We start from the raw sequence: 21,606 nt of genomic DNA, 5'->3' as shown, positions 1-21,606 counted from the left end.
CCGCCCTGCCAAGCGGCAACCCCTCTGCCTTTCGAATAGGCCTTACGGACCACCGCCAAAGGCGGAGGTCCCGGGGGCCTGTCGCAAAAAGGGCACTCTGTGGGAATGGTGCGACGCCGGGCCCGGCCACCCGGCGCCGGATCACTTCAGCCCGCGCACCACCTGGATGTCGAGGTCGCGGATCTTCTTGCGCAAGGTGTTGCGGTTGAGGCCGAGAAGCTGCGCCGCCTTGATCTGGTTGCCCCGCGTCGCCGAGAGGCTGAGCGAGATCAGGGGGCGCTCCACCTCGCGCAGCACCCGGTCGTACAGACCGTTGGACGGCATGCCGTCCTTGTGCGCGGCGAAATAGTCCTTCAGGTGCCGCTCCACGGCGGCCGACAGGCCCTCGCCCTGGGGCTCCTCGACAGGCTGGGCGACGGGGGTGGTGTCGGCAAGCTCCGCCTCCACGACGTCCAGGCCGATGACCTCCTGCGAATAGAGCGCGGCGAGGCGGCGGACGAGGTTCTCCAACTCGCGCACGTTGCCGGGCCAGCGGTAACGCTTCAACCGGTCCATGGCGGGCTGGTCGATGCTCTTCACCGGCAGCCCCTGGGCGGAGCACTGGTGCAGGAAATGGCGGACCAGAAGCGGCACGTCCTCCGTACGCTCGCGCAGCGGCGGCAGGCGGATGGGGACGACGCAGAGGCGGTAGAACAGGTCTTCGCGGAACAGGCCCTGTCGGATCAGCGTGCGCAGGTCGCGGTGGGTCGCGGCGACGATGCGTACGTCCGTCTTGATGGGCGCACGCCCGCCGACGGTGGTGTACTCGCCCTCCTGAAGCACGCGCAGCAGGCGGGTCTGCGCCTCCAGCGGCATGTCGCCGATCTCGTCCAGGAAGAGCGTACCGCCCTGCGCCTGCTCGAAACGACCCGTGGAGCGGTTGGTGGCGCCGGTGAACGCCCCCTTCTCGTGGCCGAACAGCTCGGATTCGATCAGTTCGCGCGGGATGGCCGCCATGTTGATGGCGACGAAGGGGCCGTTGCGGCGCTTGCCGTAATCGTGCAGCGCGCGGGCCACCAGTTCCTTGCCGGTGCCCGACTCGCCGGTGATCGTCACCGTCAGGTCGGTGCCCATCAAACGGGCAAGGACGCGGTAGATCTCCTGCATGGCCGGCGACCGGCCGATCAGGGGAAGCTGCTCGTCCGACTCCCCGGCGTCGGCGGGAAGCGCCGCCGGCGGCGTGTTGGAGTTCAGCGCCCGCTCGACGACGGAGACCAGCTCCTTCAGGTCGAAGGGCTTCGGCAGATACTCGAAGGCGCCGCGCTCCGCCGCCTTCACCGCCGTGATCAGCGTGTTCTGCGCGCTCATCACGATGATGCGCAGGTCGGGCCGGATCTTCTTGATCCGCGGGATCAGGTCCAGTCCGTTCTCGTCCGGCATCACCACGTCGGTGATGATGAGGTCGCCCTGCCCGTCCGCCACCCAGCGCCAGAGCGTGGAGGCGTTGCCGGTGGTGCGCACCTCGTGGCCGAGACGCGCGAGCGCCTGGGTAAGCACGGTGCGGATGGCGCGGTCGTCGTCCGCGACCAGAATCGTGGCTGCACTCATCCGACGGTCCCTCGGACGCCTCTGGCCGGTGCAGGATCGCCGCTCATCTGCGCTTCATCGTACATGGGTAGCGAGACCTTGAAGACGGTGCGGCGCGGCTGGCTGTCAAATTCGATGACGCCGCCGTGGTCGCCGACAATTTTCGCTACCAATGCAAGTCCAAGGCCAGTTCCGTTGACCTTCGTCGTGATGAACGCATCGAACAGGTTGGACCGCAGATCCTCGGGTATGCCTTCCCCATTATCCTGAACGGACACCGCCAAAGGCAGGTGCAGGCGGGTGTCCCCGCCCGGCAGGGCCATGCGCACCCCATGCTGATAAGATGTGCTGAGGATGATCTCGCCGCCCGGATCGGAGGCAGCTTCTGCCGCATTTTTAATCAGGTTGAGGAAAATCTGGATGAGCTGGTCGCGGTTCCCATAGACCGGCGGCAGGGATGGGTCATACCGCTCGACGAATCGGATGTTCCGGGCGAAGCCGCTCTGGGCCACCTTGCGGACATGCTCCAGAACGGTGTGGATGTTCACCGCGCTGCGCTCCAGCGGGCGCTGGTCGGAGAAGACCTCCATCCGGTTGACCAGAGCCACGATGCGGTCGGCCTCGTCGCAGATCAGCCGGGTCAGCACCCGGTCGGACTCGCTGCAATTCTCCTCCAGAAGCTGCGCCGCGCCGCGGATGCCCGACAGCGGGTTCTTCACCTCGTGCCCCAGCATCGACGCCATGGCGGTGACCGAGCGGGCGGCGTTGCGGTGGGTCAGCGAATTGTCGATCTTGCGCGCCAGGGTGCGCTCGTTGACCGTGACCAGCACATGGTCGGCGGGCTCGCCCAGCGCGGTGACCCGCACGGTGACGTGGTGCGGGCCGATGCGCGGCGTGTCGATGACGACGCCTTCCTGCGAGGCGCGGTGCCGGCCCTGCTGCACCTGCTCGATCAACTGGCTGACCGGGCTGTTGGGCGGCAGCAGTTCGGCCAGCGGCATGCCTTCCATCATGGCGGCGGACAGGCCGAAGAACTCCTGCGCCTCCAGATTCACGTAGCGGATGTCCCCGCCCCCATCGACCACCAGCACCGGGTCCGGCAGCGCGTTCAGCACCACGGACGGATCGATGCAACTGCGGACCGGACGATAGGAGGAAGACGGTGCCGGAGACCGCGGCGGGCGGCGGGACAACGGAGCAGCAGCGGATGTACGGGCCATCAGGCGGCCATCCTTTCGATCGCCGGGGCGTAGAAGTCGCGGATGAATCCGCGGACTCGGTCGGGATCGGACATGCGGTTGACCTCCGACCGGAATTCGGCGGAGCCGCGCAGGCCCGTGGAGTACCAGGAGACATGCTTGCGGGCGACTCGCAGCCCGCCCTCCAGGCCGTAATGGGACAGCATGGCGTCGTAATGCTCCAGAAGCGTGTCGAGCTGCTCGTGAAGCGGCGGGTCGGGCAGCCGTTCGCCGGTGCGCAGATAGTGCATCACCTGGGCGGGGAACCAGGGGCGCCCATAGCTGCCGCGACCGATCATCACCCCGTCGGCGCCGGACTCGGCGAGCGCGCGGTCCACGTCGTCGAAGGACGCGATGTCGCCGTTGACGACCACCGGGATCGACACCGCCTCCTTCACGGAGCGGATGAAGGCCCAATCGGCGGTGCCGTTGTAGAACTGGTTGCGGGTGCGGCCGTGCACGGTGACCAGCTTGATCCCGCACTCTTCCGCGATGCGGGCGAGCCGGGGGGCGTTCAGGCTGGTCTCGTCCCAGCCCTTGCGCATCTTCAGCGTCACGGGAATGGAAACGGCCTTCACCGTGGCCTCCAGGATGCGGGCGGCGAGCGCCTCGTCCCGCATCAGGGAGGAGCCGGCATGGCCATTGACCACCTTCTTCACCGGGCAGCCGAAGTTGATGTCGACGATGGCCGCTCCGCGGTCCTCGTTCAGCTTCGCGGCCTCGGCCATCACGTCGGGCTCGCAGCCGGCGAGCTGGACGGCCATGGGGAACTGCTCCGGCTCGCATTCGACCATGCGCAGCGTCTGGCGGTTCTCGCGGATCATCGCCTGGCTCGCGACCATTTCGGACACGACCAGCCCGCAGCCAGACCTTTTCACCAGCCGCCGGAACGGCAGGTCGGTGACGCCGGACATAGGGGCGAGGATCACCGGACCCTCAAGCGAGATGGTGCCGATTTGGATGGCCATGTTCACCTGCCCACTTGATGGGCATATCAGCTATTTGATGAGAATTTGTGCACGTTAGCACAGCGTTTCGGCATGTTGCAAGCGCGCAGCCCGGGTGCGCCGCGGTGGCTGCCATGCGCCTGGGCTAGCCCAGCAGGACGTCGGTGACGAACTTCACGCCCGGATAGGCGAGCGTCAGCAGCAGATAGGCGATCAGCACGAGACGCGCCGCCATGCGTCCGCGCACCCCGGTGCGGGCGTGGGCCAGCAGCAACCCGCCAATGACGACGAAGCTGGAGACCGACAGCAAAGTCTTGTGATCGGCGCGCAGCAGAACGCCGTTTTCGTAAAAGAGCACCGCCATTCCCGTGGCGAGGCCGATGCCGAGAACCGTTTCCGACGCGGCGAGCAGATGGAGCTGCAACCGCTCGCTTTCCGCCACCGGGGGCAGGAAACGGGTCAGCGGCGTGGGGCGTTTCGACTTCAGCGCCCGTTCCTGAAGGAAGGCGGCGAGCGACGCCACGGCGGCCATGGTCAGCAGCGCATAGGTGATGACCGACATGGCAATGTGCAGATCGATCCAAATGCTCGGCGCCCCGCCGCGCAGGACCGGCGCCGGAGCCTGCTGGGCCAGGGTCGCGAAGGCGCCGACCGCCAGCAGATAGGGCAGCAGCAGCGGCGACAGCCTCCAGGCCGACCGCGTCAGCGCGCTCAACCCCATGAACAGCAGCATGCAGGCCGCGATGGTTATCCACAGCGCGGTCGACAGGCCGGTGTGCCAGCGTCCCGCCACCTGGGTCAGCGCCCAGGCTGCCGGACCCGCGAAGCCCAGCGCCAAGGCGCCCCAGAAATAGGCGGACCGCCCGTCCGCCCCCTGCCCCGCGATCCGGCGGTAGGGATAGATGGACGCCGGCAAAAGCGCCATCAGCGCGGTCAGGCTGTAGACGATGTTCTGCGACATGCGGCGGACCCGTGCCCTTCCCTCTGCGGAAACCCAAAGTCGCTGATGATCAAGTCGTCGCTGCTCAAGTCTCTGAGGCTCTTGGCGGAACGCCGGTGACCGGCTAGGCTCCGGTGCGTCCGGCCGCGCCATGACGTAAGCGTCACGCGGACGGCCCGTCAAGCGCGGATACCATAGCCCAAACGGCACGGAAACGTCCCATGTCTTCCTGTATCGCGCTGATCGTCGCCGCCGGAAGCGGCCAGCGGTTCGGCGCCGAGCAGCCCAAGCAGTATCTCGATCTGGCCGGCAAGCCCGTGCTGCGCCACACCGTGGAGGCCTTTCTGCGCCACCCCAAGGTGAGCGCGGTGCGCGTCGTCATCAATCCCGCCTTCCGCGATCTCTATGATGCGGCGGTCGCGGGGCTGGACCTGCCCGAACCGGTGGCGGGCGGCGCCTCCCGCCAGGATTCCGTGCGCAACGGGCTGGAGGCGCTGGCCGACTCGGCGCCGGACCGGGTGCTGATCCACGACGCGGCGCGCCCGCTGATCGACGCGGCCACCATCGACGCGGTGGTCGCGGCGCTGGACAGCCATCCGGCGGCGCTGGCCGCCGTCCCGGTCGCCGACACGCTGAAGCGCGGCGAAGCCGGGCTGGTGACCGGCACGGTGGACCGCAGCGGCCTGTGGCGCGCCCAGACCCCGCAGGGCTTCCGTTTTCCCGAGATCCTGGCCGCGCATCGTGACGCCGCCGGGCTGGAGCTGACCGATGACGCGGCGGTCGCCGAGCGGGCCGGCCTGCCGGTCGCGCTGGTGCCCGCCAGGGAGGAGAATTTCAAGGTGACCACCCCCGACGACCTGACCCGCGCCGCCCGTGCGCTCGATGACGCGCTGTCGGACATCCGGACCGGCACGGGCTTCGACGTGCACCGCTTCGCCGAGGGCGACCACGTCACGCTCTGCGGCGTGCGGGTGCCGCACAGCCACGCGCTGGACGGCCATTCGGACGCCGACGTCGGGCTGCACGCCCTGACCGACGCCATCCTGGGCGCGCTCTGCGCCGGGGACATCGGCAGCCATTTCCCGCCCAGCGACCCGCAATGGCGCGGCGCCGACAGCGCGCTGTTCCTGAAACACGCGGCGGAATTGGTGACGGCGCGCGGCGGGCGGATCGCCCATGTGGACGTGACGATCATCTGCGAGCGCCCGAAGGTCGGCCCGCACCGTGAGGCGATGACCGCCCGCGTTGCCGAGATTCTGGGCATGCCGGCGGACCGGGTCAGCGTGAAGGCGACGACGACCGAGCGGCTAGGCTTCACCGGACGCGGCGAAGGCATCGCGGCGCAGGCGGTGGCGACCGTCCGGCTTCCGGGATAATGATAACCCTCTCCCGCCCCGGGAGAGGGAGGGACCCGCCGCGCTGCGGCGGGAGGGTGAGGGTGCCGGCAAGAATCAGTGCCTCGATCCTCGAACGACCCTCACCCGGCCCTGCGGGCCACCCTCTCCCGGGGCGGGAGAGGGGCTGGTTCTGACACGACGAAAGGGACCCGCATGTTTCCCGATCACATCCGCGAACTCGCCGCCAAACTGCTCGCGGAGTATGCGTCGGCCGGCTACACGGTGGCGACCGCCGAGTCCTGCACGGGCGGCCTGATCGCGGGGGCGCTGACGGATATCGCGGGGTCGTCCAAGGTCGTGGACCGGGGCTTCGTCACCTACTCCAACGTCGCCAAGTCCGAGATGCTCGGCGTTCCGCCCAGCCTGATCTACGCCCACGGCGCGGTCAGCGCGGAGGTGGCGGTGGCCATGGCCGTGGGCGCCCTGGCGAAGTCGAAGGCGGATGTGACGGTGGCGGTCACCGGGGTCGCCGGCCCCGGCGGCGGCACGCCGGAAAAGCCGGTCGGGCGCGTCTACATCGCTACGGCGGTCCGGCGCGGAGCCGCCAAGCACAAGGAATACACCTTCCCCGGCGGTCGCGAGGAGGTGCGCCTCGCGACCGTTCAGACCGCTCTGGAGCGGCTGCGGGCCGCAAGGCCCGAAACCGCTATCCGCTAGGCGGTCCGCGCCGTGGCCGGGCGAACGGCGCCGTTGCCGTAGAGCTGCGCGGCTCGGGTCTCGAAGGCCTGGACCATGCGGCGCACGGCTTCGTTGAACAGCACGCCCATGATCTTCTGCAGCATCTTCGAGCGGAACTCGAAATCCACGTAGAAATCCACGCAGACGCCGCCCTCGTGCGGGGTGAAGATCCAGTGGTTGTTCAAGTACTGGAACGGCCCTTCGGTGTACTGGACGTTGATCCGCCGGTTCTCTTCGTCCAGTTCCACGCGGGAGGTGAAGCGCTCCCGCACCATCTTGAAGCCGATCACGAGGTCCGCGTACATCACGTTGCCCTCGCGGCGGCGGATGCGGGCGGCGAGGCACCAGGGCAGGAACTCCGGGTACTTCTCCACGTCGGCGACCAGCCGGTACATCTGCTCCGGCGTGTAGGGAAGAACCTTCTTTTCCGCGTGCGTCGGCATACCCGCTCCGTTTCTCTTTCGGCTGCCTCTCAGCCCGCTGCTGCCGCGAGCTTGCGGAGGCGAGCCTCCCGCAGCATCGCGAAGTCCGCCCCCGCGTGATAGCTGGAGCGGGTCAGCGGCGTCGAGGCCACCATCAGGAAACCCTTGCCGCGGCCAAGTGTTGCGTAGCTCTGGAATTCTTCCGGAGTCACGAACCGGTCCACCGCCGCGTGCTTGGGCGTCGGCTGGAGGTACTGGCCGATCGTCATGAAGTCAACATCGGCGGCGCGCAGGTCGTCCATCACCTGCCCGACCTCCTCGCGCGTCTCGCCCAGGCCGACCATGATTCCGGACTTGGTGAACATGGACGGGTCAAGCTCCTTCACCCGCGCCAGCAGTTGCAGCGAGGTGAAGTAGCGCGCGCCCGGACGGATCGTCGGGTAGAGGCGCGGCGCGGTTTCCAGATTGTGGTTGAAGACGTCCGGCTTCGCCTCCACCACCACTTCCACCGCACCCTTCTTCTTCTGGAAGTCGGGGGTCAGGATTTCGATGGTGGTGTCCGGGGACGCGGCGCGGATGGCGCGGATGGTGCGGGCGAAATGCTCCGCCCCGCCGTCCTCCAGATCGTCGCGGTCGACCGAGGTGACGACGACGTGGCTCAGCTTCAACTGGGCAACCGCCTCCGCCACATTGTCCGGCTCATGCGGGTCGAGCTGGTCGGGGCGCCCGGTCCCCACGTTGCAGAAGGCGCAGCCGCGGGTGCAGATGGCGCCCAGGATCATGAAGGTCGCGTGCTTGTGCTTCCAGCATTCCCCGATGTTGGGGCAGGCAGCCTCCTCGCACACGGTGTTGAGCTTGAGCCCGCGCATCAGGTTGCGGGTCTCGTTGTACTCCTGGCTGGTCGGCGCCTTGACGCGAATCCAGCCGGGCTTGCGCTGGATCGGGTTGTCGGGCTTGTGGGCCTTTTCGGGATGGCGAAGCTTCTCGGGCTGATCGGCCACGGTCATGATCTGAAATGCTCCCACGGGCTGCCCGGCGGCAGCGCCGATTCTGAACGGTAACGCGCCCGCCTCGGCGCACAGGGCCGGCGGACGCGGTTCCGCCGGATAGGCCGGAATGACCGACCGGTCAAGTCTGTTTATCGGTCAGCGCACATCGACGCCGCCGAAATGACGACGTGCGCCTCCCTCTCCCCATAGGGAAGAGGGAGGAAGCGACCGTCGGTCAGACACGCCACTTAGAAGTGGATGGCCCGGCCATAGGCATCAAGAACCGACTCGTGCATCATTTCCGACAGGGTCGGATGCGGGAACACCGTCTGCATCAGCTCCTGCTCGGTGGTCTCCATCGTCTTGGCGACCGTGTAGCCCTGGATCAGCTCCGTCACCTCGGCGCCGACCATGTGGGCACCCAGCAGTTCGCCGGTCTTGGCGTCGAACACGGTCTTCACCATGCCGTCCGCCTCGCCCAGCGCGATGGCCTTGCCGTTGCCGATGAAGGGGAAGCGTCCGACGCGGACCTCGTAGCCCGCCTCCTTCGCCTTCTTCTCGGTCAGGCCGACCGACGCGATCTGCGGGTGCGAGTAGGTGCAGCCCGGGATGTTGCGGACGTCCAGCGCGTGCGGGTGCTTGCCGGCGATGTGTTCGACGGCGATGACGCCCTCGTGGCTGGCCTTGTGGGCGAGCCAGGGAGCCCCCGTCACGTCGCCGATGGCGTAGACGCCCGGCTCGTCGGTCTGGCAGTTGGCGTTGGTCTTGATGTGGCCGCGGTCGGTCTGGACCTTGGTGTTCTCCAGGCCCAGATTCTCCGTGTTCGGCGTGATGCCGACGGCGAGGATCACGCGGTCGACCGTGATGTCCTCGGTCTTGCCGTTGGCTTCCACCGCCACCGTCACGCTGTCGGCCCCCTTGCGCAGGTTGCCGGCCTTGCCGTTGGTGATGATGCGCATGCCCTGCTTTTCGAACTGCTTGCGGGCGAAGGCCGAGATTTCCTCGTCCTCGACCGGCAGGATGCGGTCCATCACCTCGACCACCGTCACCTTGGCGCCCAGCTCGTTGTAGAAGCTGGCGAACTCGATGCCGATGGCGCCGGAGCCGATGACCAGCAGCGACTTCGGCGTCGTGTTCGGGGTCATCGCCTTGCGGTAGGTCCAGACGAGGTTTCCGTCGTCCTCCAGACCCGGCAGGGTGCGGGCGCGGGCGCCCGTGGCGATGATGATGTTCTTCGCCCCGAAGGTGCCGACCGGCGCGCCGCCCTTGGTCACGGCCACCTGCCCCTTGCCGAGCAGCTTGGCCTCGCCCTCGATGACGGCGACCTTGTTCTTCTTCAGCAGGTGCTTGACGCCGCCGTTGAGCTGGCCCGCCACCTTGCGGGACCGCTGGACGACCTTGTCCAGGTCGAAGGACGGGTTCTGGATGACCAGCCCGTAATCCGCGGCGTGCTTGGCGTTGCGCAGCACCTCGGCGGAGCGCAGGAGCGCCTTGGTCGGGATGCAGCCCCAATTGAGGCAGATGCCGCCGAGATTCTCACGCTCCACCACCGCGGTGCTGAGGCCGAGCTGGGCGGCGCGGATCGCCGCCACATAACCGCCCGGGCCGCCGCCGATGACGATGAGGTCGTAGTTCATGTCAGCCATGGTCCGCGTCCCCTTACAGCAGCATGCTCAGCGGGTCCTCGATCAGCTTCTTGAAAGCCGCGAGGAATTCCGCACCCTGCGCGCCGTCGGCGACGCGGTGGTCCACGGTGACCGAGACGGTCATCACGGTGGCGATGGCGAGCGCGCCGTTCTTCACGACCGGACGCTGCTCACCGGCGCCGACCGCCATGATGCAGGCCTGCGGCGGGTTGATGATCGCCGCGAACTCCCGGATGCCGTACATGCCGAGGTTGGAGATCGAGAAGGTGCCGCCCTGGAACTCTTCCGGCTTCAGCTTGCCGTCGCGGGCGCGCTCCGCCAGACCCTTCATCTCGTTGGAGATCTCGGCCAGCCCCTTGGTCTCCGCCTTCTTGACGATGGGCGTGATGAGGCCGGTCGGGGTCGCCACGGCGACCGAGATGTCGACGTGGTCGTAACGCAGGATGGCCTCGTCGGACCAGGCGGCGTTGATGTTCGGGAACTTCTTCAGCGTCAGCGCGGCGGCGCGGATGATGAAGTCGTTCACCGACAGTTTGTAGTCCTTCGACCGGGCGTTCAGGTCGGTGCGGACCTTCAGCAGCGCGTCCAACTCGCAGTCGATGGCCAGGAAGTAATCCGGCACCGTCTGCTGCACCTCGGTCAGACGACGGGAGATCGTCTTGCGCATGGAGCTGTTCGGCTGCGCCTTGTAGCGCATGCCCAGCTTGTCCGACAGGTCCTTGGCGTCGATGCCCGCGGACTTGGGCGCCGGAGCGGCGGCGGCCGGAGCAGCCGCCGGGGCCGGAGCCGTGACGGGAGCCGGGGCGGCGGCCTGCGGAGCGGCCTTGGCGGTGCCGCCGGCCTTGGCGGCCTCGACGTCGGCCTTGACGATGCGGCCGTTCGGGCCGGAGCCCTTGACGGCCTTCAGGTCGAGACCGGCCTGCTCCGCCAGACGGCGGGCCAGCGGGCTGGCGAACACGCGGCCACCGCCATGGGCGGCGGGAGCGGCAGCCTGCGGCGCCGGAGCGGAAGCCGTCGGAGCCGGAGCCGGGGCAGCGGCGGGAGCCGGAGCCGCCGCCGGGGCGGGAGCGGCAGCAGGGGCGGCGGCCTTGTCCAGCGCGCCTTCGTCCTCGCCGTCCTCCAGCAGCACGGCGATCGGGGTGTTCACCGCGACGCCCTGCGTGCCGGCCTGGACGAGGATCTTGCCGAGACGGCCTTCGTCCGCCGCCTCGACCTCCATGGTGGCCTTGTCGGTTTCGATCTCGGCGATCACGTCGCCGGACTTCACCGCGTCGCCTTCCTTCTTCAGCCACTTGGCGAGGTTGCCCTCGGTCATGGTCGGAGAGAGGGCGGGCATGAGAATCTGGATGGTCATTCGCTCGCCCTCCTTACTTGCGGTAACAGGCCTTCTTCGCCGCTTCCGCGATGCGGTCGGGCGAAGGAAGGACGAGCTTTTCCAGGTTCGCCGCATACGGCATCGGCACGTCGAGGCCGGTCACGCGGATCACCGGGGCGTCCAGATAGTCGAAGGCCTGCTCCATCATCAGGGCCGACAGCTCGGCGCCGATGCCGCAGGTCGGCCAGGCCTCCTCGACGGTGACGAGGCGGTTGGTCTTCTTGACGGAATTGACGATGGTCTCGGTGTCGAGCGGACGGATCGTGCGCAGGTCGATGACTTCGGCGCTGATGCCTTCCTTCTCCAGCATCTCAGCGGCGGCGAGCGCGTAGCTGACCATCAGCGAATGGGCGGTGATGGTCACGTCCGTGCCGGCGCGGCGGATCTTGGCGCGGCCGATCGGAACGATGAAATCCTCGCTCTCCGGCACCTCGAAGGACTGGCCGTAGAGGATCTCGTTCTCAAGGAAGATGACCGGGTTCGGATCGCGGATGGCCGACTTCAGCAGGCCCTTGAAGTCCGACGCGCTGTAGGGCGCGACGACCTTCAGGCCGGGCACGCTGGCGTACCAGGGGGTGAAGTCCTGGCTGTGCTGCGCGGCGACGCGGGCGGCCGCGCCGTTCGGGCCGCGGAACACGATGGGGCAACCCATCTGGCCGCCGGACATGTAGAGCGTCTTGGCGGCGGAGTTCACGATGTGGTCGATGGCCTGCATCGCGAAGTTGAAGGTCATGAACTCGACGATCGGGCGCAGGCCGCGGAAGGCCGCGCCGACGCCCAGGCCGGCGAAGCCGATCTCGGTGATCGGCGTGTCGATGACGCGGTCGGCGCCGAATTCCTGCAGCAGGCCCTGCGACACCTTGTAGGCGCCCTGGTACTGCGCGACCTCCTCGCCCATCAGGAAGACGGTCGGGTCGCGGCGCATCTCCTCCGCCATGGCGTCGCGCAGCGCTTCGCGGACGGTCTTCTTCACCGTCTTGTCGAAGAACTTGTCCTCGTCGGAGGCCGGCGGGGCGGCGGCGGGTCCGCTGGCCGGACCGACCGGCAGGGTCGCCGGGGCGTGGGCGCCCGTGTCCTTCACCACCGGCTCGGCGGTGACCTTCGGGGCCGGCGTCGGGGACCCGGACACGGCGTCGGTCACGTTCTCGCCGTCGGCCAGGATCACGGCGATGGGGGTGTTCACGGCAACGTTCTCGGTGCCCTCGGCGACCAGGATCTTGCCGATGCGGCCTTCGTCCACCGCCTCGACCTCCATGGTCGCCTTGTCGGTCTCGATCTCGGCGAGCACGTCGCCGGACCGGACCTCGTCACCTTCCTTCTTGACCCACTTCGCCAGCTTGCCCTCGGTCATGGTGGGCGACAGCGCCGGCATCAGCACTTCGATCGGCATTCCTCAACCTCCGGCGGCGCGGGTTCGCCGGGAGGCGAAGCCTCCGGCCCTCGGCGCCGCTCCTGCTTATCGTTGTCGTCAGGCTTCGATCAGGACGTCGGTCCACAGCTCCGCCGGATCGGGCTCGGGGCTCTGCTGCGAGAACTCCGCAGCCTCGGTCACCACGGCCTTGACCTCGCGGTCGATCTCCTTGAGCTGGTCCTCGGTCACGTAACCGCCTTCCAGCAGGACCCGCTTCAGGTTGTCGATCGGATCGGACTCGCTCCGCATCTTCTCGACCTCCTCCTTTGTCCGGTACTTGGCCGGGTCGGACATCGAGTGGCCGCGGTAGCGGTAGGTCTTCATCTCCAGGATGACCGGACCATTGCCGGCGCGGATGTACTCCACCCACTTGTCGGCGGCCTCGCGGACCTCAAGGACGTCCATGCCGTTGACCTGATGGCCGGGAATGCCGTACGCCGCGCCGCGCTGGTGCAACTCGCCCGCCGAGGCGCGCTCCTGCGAGGTGCCCATGGCGTACTTGTTGTTCTCGATCACGTAGAGCACCGGCAGCTTCCACAGCGCCGCCATGTTGAAGCTCTCGTAAACCTGGCCCTGGTTGATCGCGCCGTCGCCGCAATAGACGGCGGCGAGGCCGTCGTCCTTGTTGTACTTGTGGGAGAAGGCCAGCCCGGTGCCCAGCGGCACCTGCGCGCCGACGATGCCGTGGCCGCCGTAGAAGTTCTTCTCGCGGCTGAACATGTGCATCGAGCCGCCCTTGCCCTTGGAGTAGCCTCCGCGGCGACCGGTCAGCTCGGCCATCACACCCTTCGGGTCCATGCCGCAGGCCAGCATGTGGCCGTGATCGCGGTAGCTGGTGATGACGTCGTCGTTGTCCTTCAGAGCGGCCTGGATGCCGACCACAACGGCCTCCTGGCCGATGTAGAGGTGGCAGAATCCGCCGATGAGGCCCATGCCGTAGAGCTGGCCCGCCTTCTCCTCGAAGCGGCGGATCAGCAGCATTTCACGGTAGAACGTGATCATTTCCTCGACCGAAGCGGCCTGCTTCGGCGCGGATTCAGTCTGCGCCTTCGGACGGCGTCGTGACGCGGCCATGTTTCCTCCCCAGGATTTATGCAGCGACGGCAAGCGAACAGCCAGGGCTGCAACACGTTACGAGGGTACATCCCCCTCGCACCGGAAGCGGATGCGGGGCGCACAGTACACGACAAGCGCGTTCGACGCAAATATCTGTTTTTAAACGCGAAATTCGGCGTTAACCGAGCTTCGGTTAATTCACTGATATGGCCTACTTCTCAGCGCTAGCATCGCCCTCCTCCCGGATCGGCGGGAGAGCGATTATGACGTCGCGGACCCCGGAAAGGTTCAACATCGTGCGCGCACGCTCGTCCAGCATGTCGCGGTCCAGGTGGTCGCTGCGCATCAGTTGCGCGCGCCGGTCCATCCGCTCGCGCTCGGCCTTCACCTGATCCAGCACGGCTTCCGCCGTGGCGATCTCCGCCTTCAGGTGGTTCATGGCGAGCAGCCCACGGTCTCCCTGGACGGCGTAATAGACGAAGTAGGCAACGACGCAGGAGCCGATGGCCGGCCCGATGGCCTGGCGAAGGGCGCTTTTCGCGGCGCGTTTCAGCGAGTCGGTGAGGTTCTGGAGCATGGTCATGGCGCCATGATGGAATCACACGCGATTCTTTCGGTCAAACGGAAAAGAAGCAATCCGAAAGAATTCACGGGGCCATGCTCTTTGCGCCACCGAGTAATGAACGGCCTACACCCCCGACGAACGGCTTATCGCGCAACCTTCGAAAGAAGGCCGCCGGAACAAGGCGGCGCGCGGCGTCACTCCGGCGGGACCTCGCGCGGGCGGCGGTCCTCGCCGATGGCGACATAGGTGAAGACGCCCTCCGTCACCTTGATCGCCTCTCCCGTGCCGCGCTGGCGGCGCACCCAGGTTTCGACACGGATGCGGATGGAGGTGCGGCCGACCTTCTCGACATCGGCGAAGCAGCTCACCTCGTCGCCGACATAGACCGGCTTGTGGAAGGTCATCGCCTCGATCCCCACCGTCGCCACGCGCCCGCCGGCACGGCGCAGGGCGGCCACCCCGCCGGCCAGATCCATCTGCGCCAGGAGCCAGCCGCCGAAGATGTCGCCGTTGGGGTTGGTGTCCGCCGGCATGGCGATGGTGCGCAGGGCCGGGCCGCGGTCCATGTCCGGCAGGGCCGGGCCGCGATCCATGTCCGGTTGAGCCGTCCGCTCCTGCGCGGGCGTGGCGTCGCTCATGCTTCCTCCCTCCCTCGTTCTTTCCGGGGTCGAAAAACCGCATCACAAAATATGGTGCGGAGGGTATATAGAGGCCACCGCATGCGCTTGCGCAGCCCTGACGAAATTCCTATAACTGGGGCCATGAGCGATCTTTTCGAGAACACGGCGCGCAAGGCCGAGACCTATTCCGCCCAGGATATCGAGGTTCTGGAAGGGCTTGAGCCCGTCCGCCGGCGCCCCGGCATGTACATCGGCGGCACCGACGACCGGGCGCTGCACCATCTGGTGGCCGAGGTTCTGGACAACGCCATGGATGAGGCGGTGGCCGGCCACGCCAGCCGCATCGACCTGGAACTGACCGCCGACGGCACGGTGGTGGTGCGCGACAACGGGCGTGGCATCCCGATCGACGACCACCCAAAATACCCCGGCAAGTCCGCGCTGGAGGTCATCCTCACCACCCTGCATTCGGGCGGCAAGTTCTCCAACAAGGTCTACCAGACCTCGGGCGGCCTGCACGGCGTGGGCCTGTCGGTGGTGAACGCCCTGTCGGACCGGCTGACGGTGGAGGTGGCGCGCGAACGCCAGCTCTACGTGCAGCATTACAGCCGCGGCCTGCCCCAGGGACCGCTCACCCGCCAGGGCGCGGCCAATCGCCGCGGGACGACCATCCGTTTCCACGCCGACCCCGAGATCTTCGGAGAGGCCGCTCATTTCGAACCGCACCGGCTGTACCGACTGGCCCGTTCCAAGGCGTATCTCTACCGGGGCGTGGAGATCCGCTGGAGCTGCGACCCGGCGCTGCTGTCGCCGGAGTCCACCACCCCGGCGCAGGAGACGCTGCATTTCCCCGGCGGCCTGCTCGATTACCTGAACGCCGCCCTGAAGGAGCGCCGGACGCTGACCCGGCTGCCCTTCTCCGGCGCATTGGACTTCCCGAACCAGCAGGGCCGGGTGGAATGGGCCATCGCCTGGCCGGAGGATGACGAGGGCTTCTCGCACACCTATTGCAACACCGTGCCCACCCCGCAGGGCGGCACGCACGAGGCGGGCCTGCGCGCCGCCCTGATCCGCGGCCTGAAGGGCTATGGCGAGCTGACCAGCAACAAGCGCGCCGCCCAGGTCACCGCGGACGACGTGGTGGGCGACGCCTGCATCCTGCTGTCGGTCTTCATCCGCGAACCGCACTTCCAGGGCCAGACCAAGGAGAAGCTGGTGACGGCGGAAGCCCACCGGCTGGTCGAGGCCGCGATCAAGGATCACTTCGACCACTGGCTGTCCGGCGACCCGTCCTCCTCCAAGGCCCTTCTGGAGCGCCTGATCGAGAAGGCGGAGGAGCGTGCCAAGCGCAAGCAGTCCAAGGAACTGGGGCGCAAGTCCGCGACCCGCCGCCTGCGCCTGCCCGGCAAGCTGGCCGACTGCTCCCGCAATTCGCCGGAAGGGACCGAGATCTTCCTGGTCGAGGGCGATTCGGCGGGCGGCTCCGCCAAGCAGGCGCGCAACCGCGAGACCCAGGCCATCCTGCCGCTGCGCGGCAAGATCCTGAACGTCGCCTCCGCTTCCGCCGACAAGATGAAGGCGAACCAGGAGCTGAACGACCTCACCCAGGCGCTGGGCTGCGGGGTGGGCAAGGACTTCTCCAGCGACAAGCTGCGCTACGAGCGGGTCATCATCATGACCGACGCCGACGTGGACGGCGCGCACATCGCCTCGCTGCTGATGACCTTCTTCTACCGGGAGATGGGCGGGCTGATCCAGAATGGGCATCTGTATCTGGCCCTGCCGCCGCTCTACCGCATCAGCCACGGCGCCAAGTCCGTCTACGCCCGCGACGACGCGCACAAGGACCAGCTCATGAACAAGATGTTCAAGGGCAAGAAGGTGGAGATCAGCCGCTTCAAGGGCTTGGGCGAGATGATGCCGGCCCAGCTCCGCGACACCACCATGGACCCGGCCAAGCGCACGCTGCTGCGCGTCGTCGTGCCGAACGCCGCCGATCCGGAACAGGCGGAGGACGTGAAGGCCACCAAGTCCCGCGTGGAGGAGCTGATGGGCCGCCGTCCGGAGCTGCGGTTCCAGTTCATCCAGGAGAACGCGAAGTTCGTCCGGGTCGACGACATCGACGTGTAGCCCGCGCCGGTGTAGGGTCTCCGGCGTGCAAACAATCGCCTGGGAGCCACCGAAGGATGACCGCGACGCCGACCCTGTTCCAGACGGATCTCTTCCGCCCCGCCTATCGCCCGTGGCGGGGCGACCGTTGGGAGCTTCTGCTGGCGCCAATGGTGCTCTGCAAGGGGTACTGGAGCGGCGCGACGCTGGTCACCGACATGGCCGGGCTCATCCGTCATGACGAGGACAAGCCGCGGACCTGGATGTCCGTCACGCCCATGGAGGTCGAAAGCCAGGAGATCGGTTGCCGCTTCGCCACCGGCCATACGCTCGTGATGGGGTTGGGCATGGGCTGGGCGGTCGCCAACACCGCCCTGCGGCCCGAGGTGACCCGCGTCACCGTCGTGGAGTTCGACCCCGAGGTGATCGCCGTGAACGCCGCCATGGACGTTCTGGGGCAGCTTCCCCCCGAGGTTGCCGCCAAGGTGACGGTCATCCAGGGCGACGCCTTGAGCTATGTCCCCGGCGAGCCGGTGGACCTGCTGATGCCCGACATCTGGCAGCCGTTGTACGGTGACGGGCGGCTGGAGCAGGTTCGCCGCATGTGGGCGAACACGCGCGCCACCCGCGTCTATTACTGGGGCCAGGAGATGGACATCGCCCACCGCGCCCGTGAGTTGGGCCTGGCTCTGGACGGTCCGACCGTCGCCCGCATCGTGGAGGAGATGGGCCTGCCACTGGTCGGCCCCGCCGAGGTCCCCAACTATCCGGAACTGATCGAGCGCGCCGCCCGGAACTGGCTGCGCACCGACTGGACTCCGCCGGGATACGCGGCGGACTGACCGCTGGGTCGTCCAGGGGCGGGCCGTCCGTGAGAACCGGCTCTTCCGGGGCATGGGCTTGCCGGTGGCGCGCGGGCTCCCCATGATCGTTTTCCCGACGATCACTCAGCCCAGGCGAGCCATGACCCTTCCGACCCGCGCCGCCGCCCTTGCCCTCTGCGTCGCGGCGGCGGCCTGCACCAACGAACGTGTGGTGGCCGACCTGCCCGTCCCCGCCTACAGCTTGAGCGAGGTCTCCTACGCCGCTTCGAACCGCGATCTGCGCGTGGTGATCCACGGCAACCCGTTCGGGATGGACCCGCAGGCGTTCGGGCCGCTGGTGACCGCCAACATGCAGAACCGCATTTCCGGCGTGCGCACCAACTTCACCACGACGCCGAACGCGACGGCGCGGCCCGATTACCGCGTGGTCCTGGCCTTCAACCCCGCCGAGACGACCCTGAACTCCTACCTGTGCAGCGGCCAGCCGCTGCGCACCAGCCCGCCCGGCGGCCCCATCGTCGTCCAGGGCGCCTTCTGCCGCGGCGGCGGCCCGCTGTCGTCCGCCACCGGCTGGCTCGACCGCCCGCAGGGGCCGAACGACCCGGACTTTCGGTCGCTCATCAGCGACATGACCTTCGCCCTTTTTCCGGCCCGCCGCGCCGATCTGGACGGCTGCGGCGGGGGTCCTGACTGCTGAGGCGGGCGAGAAGGCTCAGGCGTAGAGGAGCCACTCCCGCAGCAAGGCGGTGACCGCCTGCGGCCGTTCCATGGCTGACAGGTGGCCGCAATCCTCGACGAGAACGAGGCGGGCGCCGGGAATCCCTCCGGCGATCTCCTCATGCACCTCCGGGGGTGTGATGGCGTCCTGCCGCCCGCACAGCACCAGGGTCGGGCAGGCGATGGCCCCCAGCCCGGGGCGGCTGTCCGGGCGGTTCATGATGGCCGTCTGCTGGCGGGCATAGCCGTCCGGCCCGACACGTTGCGCCTGCGCCTGCACCGATTCGACCAGAGCGGCGTCGCCGGTGCGGTCGGGATGGACGAGGCGCGGCAGGCCGGCGGCCACCACCTGCCGCAACCGCCCCTGCCCCACCAGACGCACGGCGTCCTGGCGGGTGGCCGTCTGCTCCGGCGTGTCGGGGCGGGCGCTGGTGTCCAGCAGGGCCAGTTTCGCCACGCGCTCCGGCGCCTGCCGCAGGATCTCGAAGGCGACGTAACCGCCCATCGACAGACCGGTGAGCGCGAAACGCGGCGGCGCCTGCGCCAGGACCGCGGCGGCCAGGGCGGCCATGGAGTCCTGGCCGGTCAGGTCGCCGACGCTCGGTTCCGCCACATCGGCCAGATGGCGGGTCTGATGCTCCCACAGCGCGCCGTCCAGCGGCATGCCGGGCAGCAGGATCAGGGGAATCCGGTCGCTCATCCCAATTCCTTTCGCTTTCCGGTCAGCGGATCAGGTCCAGCACCGCCTTGAAGGGCGGGATGTCGGACCGTTCCATCCATTCGAACAGAACCATCTCCGTGCTGACGATGGTCGCCCCGGCGGCGCGCATGCGGGCGATGCCGAGTTCCGCGTTGGCGGGAACGCGCGACGACACGGCGTCGGCCACCAGCACAACGTCGAAGCCCAGCCCGACCAGAGACAGCGCCGTCTGCATCACGCAGACATGGGCCTCCGACCCGCACAGCACGATCTGCCGCCGGCCCAGCCGCTCAAGCCGTTCCAGGAAGGCCGGCTCCCGCGCGGCGGAGAAGGTGATCTTCTCCACAACACCGTCCGGCGGCAGCAGGGCGCGCAGGGACGCGGCGGTCGGACCGAGGCCCTTGGGATACTGTTCCGTGGCGAAGGCCGGCACGCCGAGCAGGGCGGCGGCCTTCAGCAGCGTGGCGGCGTTGCGCTCCACCCGCGCGGACTCGGCGATGGCCGGCATCAGTTTTTCCTGGATATCGACCACCACCAGGACGGAGCGTTCGGAGGAAAGAAGCATCGGGGGTTGCCTTTTTTCTTTGTGCGGTGCTTGCCGGTATGAGAGCCGTCGGATGCCGATTACCCGCCGGCAATGCCGGATTTCCCGCGGTTTGCGCGGTCTTTTCACAGCCTAGCCGAGCGGGGGCGGTCCGCCAAGCGGCCCTTCCGGACCGACGCGATGCACGATTCCATCACAAGGTCTATTGACAGCGCCCTTTGACTTCATATTCTGCCGCACCATCTAATCGTCGGGCCGCATCGGCGGCACGATTTTCGCACTCCAGACAGAAACAGGTTGGATGCTCTTTTCGGAAATTGGGCTTGGACCTGACGTCCTGCGGGCAATCGAGGACAAAGGTTACACCCAGCCGACGCCAATTCAGGAACAGGCAATTCCCTGGGTCCTGCAAGGCCGCGACGTGCTCGGCTGCGCGCAAACCGGCACCGGGAAGACGGCCAGCTTCACCCTGCCGATGATCGACATCCTGGCTTCGGGCCGGGCTCGGGCGCGCATGCCCCGGTCGCTCATCCTGGAACCGACGCGCGAGCTGGCGGCGCAGGTCGCCGAAAGCTTCGAGACCTACGGCAAGCACCACAAGCTCAGCATGGCGCTCCTGATCGGCGGCGAGACCTTCACCGAGCAGGTGAAGCGGCTGGACCGTGGGGTGGACGTGCTGATCGCGACGCCGGGCCGCCTGATCGACCTGTTCGAGCGCGGCAACATCATGCTCAACGACATCAAGGTCTTCGTCATCGACGAGGCGGACCGGATGCTCGACATGGGCTTCATCCCGGACATCGAACGGATCGTCAGCAAGCTGCCGAAGCTGCGCCAGACGCTGTTCTTCTCCGCCACCATGCCGCCGGAAATCCGACGTCTGGCCGACGCCTTCCTGTCGAACCCGAAGGAGGTGACCGTCGCCCCGCCCGCCTCCCCGTCGGAGACGGTGACCCAGGCCATGGTCCTGGTGCAGGAGGAGGACAAGCGCAAGGCGCTGCGCCACCTGCTGCGCACCGAGGACGTGAAGAACGCCTTCATCTTCTGCAACCGGAAGCGCGACGTCGCCATCCTGCAGAAGTCGCTGGAGAGCCACGGCTTCAACGCCGGCGCCCTGCATGGCGACATGGTGCAGTCGAAGCGGACGGAGACGCTGGAGGCCTTCAAGAAGGGCGAGATCACGCTGCTCGTCTGCTCCGACGTGGCGGCGCGCGGCCTGGACGTGCAGGGTCTCAGCCATGTCTTCAACTTCGACGTTCCGATCAGCGCGGAAGACTATGTGCACCGCATCGGACGCACGGGCCGGGCGGGCCGCATGGGCCGCGCCTTTACGATCGCCAGCCCGCTGGACGGCAAGCAGGTCGCCGCGATCGGCCGTCTCATCAAGCGGGAGATTCCGTTGATCGCCATCGATGGCCTCGAGTCGGCCGAGTTCCTCAGCGAGGACGAGGCGCGCCGTGGCCGCAGCCGTGGCCGGGGCAAGGACAAGGAGCGCGGCGACCGGTCGCCGCGGGAGCGCGCCGAACGCGAGGAGCGTCAACCGCGTGAAGAGCGTCAGGCTCGCGAGGAACGCCAACCGCGTGAGGAGCGCCAGCCGCGCGAGGAGCGTCCGGTTCGCGAGGACCGGCAGCCCCGTGAGGAGCGCCAGCCGCGCGAATCGCTGGCCGCCGCCGAGAGCCGCCGGCAGGAACCCCGCCGGGATCGGGATCGGGATCGCGACCGCCGTCGTCGCCGCGACGAGGACGAGGACGACACACCCGTGATCGGCTTCGGCGACCATATGCCGGCCTTCATGCTGCGGTCCGCGCGGCGCCCGGCCCCCGTGGAGCCCGCCGAGCAATCCCACCAGGAAGGTTGACCGC

At 67.9% G+C, this 21,606-nt stretch carries 20 protein-coding genes; 6 read left to right on the top strand and 14 right to left on the bottom strand.

Annotated features, from left to right (window positions below; translation table 11 throughout):
• Positions 1 to 141: 141 nt before the first annotated feature.
• From ntrC to DS843_RS00505, 4 genes are all read right to left on the bottom strand, one after another.
• Positions 142 to 1,587, bottom strand: coding sequence for a nitrogen regulation protein NR(I) (ntrC, locus tag DS843_RS00520; protein ID WP_149466947.1), 1,446 nt, complete (start codon positions 1,585 to 1,587; stop codon positions 142 to 144).
• On the bottom strand, positions 1,584 to 2,786 hold the full coding sequence (locus tag DS843_RS00515; protein ID WP_149466946.1) for a two-component system sensor histidine kinase NtrB: 1,203 nt from the start codon (positions 2,784 to 2,786) through the stop codon (positions 1,584 to 1,586). The genes ntrC and DS843_RS00515 overlap by 4 nt, the downstream gene beginning before the upstream one ends.
• The gene (gene dusB / locus DS843_RS00510; protein ID WP_149466945.1) at positions 2,786 to 3,772 is read right to left on the bottom strand and encodes a tRNA dihydrouridine synthase DusB; all 987 of its coding nucleotides are present in this window, start codon (positions 3,770 to 3,772) and stop codon (positions 2,786 to 2,788) included. Before dusB ends, DS843_RS00515 begins: the two co-directional genes overlap by 1 nt.
• 124 nt (positions 3,773 to 3,896) lie before the next feature.
• Positions 3,897 to 4,712 (bottom strand): cytochrome C assembly family protein, encoded by an 816-nt coding sequence (locus DS843_RS00505; protein ID WP_149466944.1) that lies wholly within the window; start codon positions 4,710 to 4,712, stop codon positions 3,897 to 3,899.
• Between the two features lie 200 nt (positions 4,713 to 4,912).
• Here DS843_RS00505 and DS843_RS00500 point away from each other — a divergent pair, with 200 nt between their 5' ends.
• Positions 4,913 to 6,067 carry a bifunctional 2-C-methyl-D-erythritol 4-phosphate cytidylyltransferase/2-C-methyl-D-erythritol 2,4-cyclodiphosphate synthase gene (locus tag DS843_RS00500; protein ID WP_149466943.1) on the top strand — a complete coding sequence of 385 codons (1,155 nt, stop codon included), beginning with the start codon at positions 4,913 to 4,915 and terminating at the stop codon, positions 6,065 to 6,067.
• 174 nt (positions 6,068 to 6,241) lie between these two features.
• Positions 6,242 to 6,745, top strand: a complete 504-nt coding sequence (locus tag DS843_RS00495) for a CinA family protein (RefSeq protein ID WP_149466942.1) — start codon at positions 6,242 to 6,244, stop codon at positions 6,743 to 6,745.
• Here the strand turns inward: DS843_RS00495 and DS843_RS00490 are convergent.
• The 8 genes from DS843_RS00490 to DS843_RS00455 form a co-directional block, all read right to left on the bottom strand.
• Positions 6,742 to 7,209, bottom strand: coding sequence for a type II toxin-antitoxin system RatA family toxin (locus DS843_RS00490; protein WP_149466941.1), 468 nt, complete (start codon positions 7,207 to 7,209; stop codon positions 6,742 to 6,744). The genes DS843_RS00495 and DS843_RS00490 overlap by 4 nt on opposite strands.
• Positions 7,210 to 7,238: 29 nt before the next feature.
• Positions 7,239 to 8,195 (bottom strand): lipoyl synthase, encoded by a 957-nt coding sequence (gene lipA / locus DS843_RS00485; RefSeq protein WP_149466940.1) that lies wholly within the window; start codon positions 8,193 to 8,195, stop codon positions 7,239 to 7,241.
• Between the two features lie 230 nt (positions 8,196 to 8,425).
• A complete protein-coding gene (gene lpdA / locus DS843_RS00480; RefSeq protein WP_149466939.1) occupies positions 8,426 to 9,823 on the bottom strand; it encodes a dihydrolipoyl dehydrogenase in 1,398 nt (465 codons plus the stop codon).
• A 13-nt stretch (positions 9,824 to 9,836) separates the two neighbouring features.
• Positions 9,837 to 11,177, bottom strand: a complete 1,341-nt coding sequence (locus tag DS843_RS00475) for a pyruvate dehydrogenase complex dihydrolipoamide acetyltransferase (protein WP_149466938.1) — start codon at positions 11,175 to 11,177, stop codon at positions 9,837 to 9,839.
• 13 nt (positions 11,178 to 11,190) lie between these two features.
• Positions 11,191 to 12,588, bottom strand: coding sequence for a pyruvate dehydrogenase complex E1 component subunit beta (locus DS843_RS00470; RefSeq protein ID WP_149466937.1), 1,398 nt, complete (start codon positions 12,586 to 12,588; stop codon positions 11,191 to 11,193).
• Between the two features lie 78 nt (positions 12,589 to 12,666).
• Entirely contained in the window at positions 12,667 to 13,611 is a 945-nt protein-coding gene (gene pdhA / locus DS843_RS00465; RefSeq protein WP_149467298.1) for a pyruvate dehydrogenase (acetyl-transferring) E1 component subunit alpha, read from the bottom strand.
• A 265-nt stretch (positions 13,612 to 13,876) separates the two neighbouring features.
• A complete protein-coding gene (locus DS843_RS00460; RefSeq protein ID WP_149466936.1) occupies positions 13,877 to 14,248 on the bottom strand; it encodes an FtsB family cell division protein in 372 nt (123 codons plus the stop codon).
• Positions 14,249 to 14,424: 176 nt separating this feature from the next.
• Complete coding sequence (locus tag DS843_RS00455) at positions 14,425 to 14,823, bottom strand: acyl-CoA thioesterase (RefSeq protein WP_167525164.1); 399 nt, start codon at positions 14,821 to 14,823, stop codon at positions 14,425 to 14,427.
• A gap of 168 nt (positions 14,824 to 14,991) precedes the next feature.
• On the opposite strand from DS843_RS00455, the gene parE reads away from it, so the two are divergent.
• From parE to DS843_RS00440, 3 genes are all read left to right on the top strand, one after another.
• Entirely contained in the window at positions 14,992 to 16,980 is a 1,989-nt protein-coding gene (gene parE / locus DS843_RS00450; protein ID WP_149466935.1) for a DNA topoisomerase IV subunit B, read from the top strand.
• Between the two features lie 56 nt (positions 16,981 to 17,036).
• Positions 17,037 to 17,801: a hypothetical protein gene (locus tag DS843_RS00445; protein WP_149466934.1), complete on the top strand. Its 765-nt coding sequence runs from the start codon at positions 17,037 to 17,039 to the stop codon at positions 17,799 to 17,801.
• A 121-nt stretch (positions 17,802 to 17,922) separates the two neighbouring features.
• Positions 17,923 to 18,480 carry a hypothetical protein gene (locus DS843_RS00440; protein WP_149466933.1) on the top strand — a complete coding sequence of 186 codons (558 nt, stop codon included), beginning with the start codon at positions 17,923 to 17,925 and terminating at the stop codon, positions 18,478 to 18,480.
• Positions 18,481 to 18,495: 15 nt separating this feature from the next.
• On the opposite strand, the gene DS843_RS00435 is transcribed toward DS843_RS00440, so the two are convergent.
• Positions 18,496 to 19,200 carry an alpha/beta fold hydrolase gene (locus DS843_RS00435; protein ID WP_149466932.1) on the bottom strand — a complete coding sequence of 235 codons (705 nt, stop codon included), beginning with the start codon at positions 19,198 to 19,200 and terminating at the stop codon, positions 18,496 to 18,498.
• A 22-nt stretch (positions 19,201 to 19,222) separates the two neighbouring features.
• Positions 19,223 to 19,765, bottom strand: coding sequence for a hydrolase (locus DS843_RS00430; RefSeq protein ID WP_149466931.1), 543 nt, complete (start codon positions 19,763 to 19,765; stop codon positions 19,223 to 19,225).
• Positions 19,766 to 20,165: 400 nt separating this feature from the next.
• Between DS843_RS00430 and DS843_RS00425 the strand changes: the two genes are divergently transcribed.
• The gene (locus tag DS843_RS00425; protein ID WP_475848921.1) at positions 20,166 to 21,602 is read left to right on the top strand and encodes a DEAD/DEAH box helicase; all 1,437 of its coding nucleotides are present in this window, start codon (positions 20,166 to 20,168) and stop codon (positions 21,600 to 21,602) included.
• The last annotated feature ends 4 nt before the right edge of the window (positions 21,603 to 21,606 follow it).

Origin of the sequence: Roseomonas genomospecies 6 (assembly GCF_008365375.1) — a bacterium.
Lineage (GTDB): Bacteria > Pseudomonadota > Alphaproteobacteria > Azospirillales > Azospirillaceae > Azospirillum.
The sequence above is the reverse complement of the archived record's forward strand: the minus strand, read 5'-3'. Positions and strand labels throughout refer to the sequence as shown.